A 1,867-nucleotide genomic window follows, 5' to 3' on the forward strand; every position below is an offset into this window, starting at 1 on the left:
TCCTCGGCAGAGAGTTTTAGCGTATTGACGCAGCGACTGACTTCCTTGCGTGCCTGAACGATCGTCTTTCCGGCTTCGCGTACGATCGTCTCGGCAAAGGCATCGCGGCGGCGCTCGATAAGTTGTGCAGCACCTTCGAGGATGCTTGCCCGCTTGTGCCGCGGCAGGTTGCGCGAGAGTTCGGCCCCGCGACGGGCACGAGCGATGAGTTCGTCGACGTCGGATGCCTCCGTTGTGTCGATCGATCCGATCAGAGAGCCGTCAAACGGACTGTAAACAGATATAGGCGGCAGGCCCGCTTTGATATGAAGTTTGGCAGCGGTCATAGGCCAACTTCCCTTTCNCTGATGAAGCGCCGGCATGAGCGGCGGGTATGGTCTTCGGGCAGGGTGAGGTCTTATCCCCGCCCTGTGCCCTTTGATGTGGTCGACAATGACAATCTGATTGCGACTGGCTGTTCCGCGATGGCCCGGAAAGCACAAGTCGCTGACATTCAGATCTTCTGGCCGTCGCGCACCAGTTCGTCCATGACCGAGCGCACGGCCTTCTCGGCAATCGAGACGATCTCGTCGATTTCTTCCTTGGTGGTGACCAATGGCGGTGCGAAGCCGAGGATGTCGCCATGCGGCATGGCACGGGCGATCAGGCCGCCGTCGCGAGCTGCCTTCGAGACGCGAGCACCAATCTTCAGCGACGAGTCGAAACGGGTCTTGTTTTCGCGGTCACCGACGAACTCGATCGCACCCATAAGGCCAACACCCCGCACCTCGCCGACGATCGGCAGCTGAGCGAACTTCTCCTTCAGCTGCGCCTGGAAATAGGCGCCAACGTCGCGAGCGTTCCCCGGCAGATCTTCCTTCTCGACAATATCGAGTACGGCGTTGGCCGCGGCTGCGCCGATCGGATGGCCGGAATAGGTATAGCCATGCGAGAAGGCGCCAACCCTGTCGGCTCCATCTTCCAGGACCTGGTAGACCTTCTCGCCGACGATCGCAGCCGAGAGCGGGAAGTAGGCAGACGTCAGGCCCTTGGCAACCGTGATCAGGTCCGGCTCGATACCATAATGCTGCGATCCGAACATGGAACCGGTGCGGCCAAAACCGGTAATGACTTCATCGGCGATCAGCAGCACATCATGCTTCTTGAGCACCGGCTGGATGGCCTCCCAATAGCCTTCCGGCGGCGGCGTAATACCGCCTGTGCCAAGCACTGGTTCAGCGATGAAGCCGCCGACATTGTCAGGGCCAAGCTGTTCGATGAGCTGGTCGAGCTCAACAGCCCGGCGCGCGGAGAATTCCCGCTCGGTCTCGCCAGGATTGGCGCCCCAGTAGTGATGCGGCACGCCGGTATGGGTGATCTGCGGCAAGGGAAGGTCCATGTGATCATGATAGAAGCTCATGCCGGTCATCGAACCGGAGACGACGCTGCAGCCGTGGTAGCCGCGCTCGCGTGAGATGATCTTCTTCTTCGTGGGCTTGCCGCGCAGATTGTTGTAGTACCAAACGAGCTTTGCCTGGGTCTCGTTGGCGTCCGAGCCGGACATGCCGTAGAACACCTTGCTCATCTTACCCGGCGCCATCTTCACCAGACGGTCTGACAGGATCGCCAGTTCGTCGGTCGTGTGGGCGGCGTAAGAGTGGTAATAGGCAAGACGGTAGGCTTGGCGCGAGATCGCCTCGGCCACCTCGGTTCGGCCATAGCCGACATTGACGCAGTAAAGGCCAGCAAAGCCATCAATGAGCTGATTGCCGTAGGCGTCCTGGATCCGGATACCCTTGCCCGTTTCAACAATCGTCGGCTCGCCAAGCTTGCCGCTGGCAAAGTCCTTCAGCTGCGTGAACGGATGCAGGACCGAGTTGCGGTCCTT

Annotated in this window: 2 protein-coding genes; both read right to left on the minus strand. The window is 60.2% G+C overall.

Going from position 1 to position 1,867, the window contains the following annotated elements; translation table 11 throughout:
- Window positions 1-326, minus strand: a 326-nt coding sequence (locus A3AY_RS36555) for an aldehyde dehydrogenase family protein (RefSeq protein WP_040669414.1), incomplete at its 3' end; no start/stop codon positions are given.
- A 167-nt stretch (window positions 327-493) separates the two neighbouring features.
- A partial coding sequence (locus A3AY_RS0130190) for an aspartate aminotransferase family protein (protein WP_018329400.1) occupies window positions 494-1,867 on the minus strand: 1,374 nt, incomplete at its 5' end.

Origin of the sequence: Rhizobium giardinii bv. giardinii H152, assembly GCF_000379605.1 — a bacterium.
Lineage (GTDB): Bacteria > Pseudomonadota > Alphaproteobacteria > Rhizobiales > Rhizobiaceae > Pararhizobium > Pararhizobium giardinii.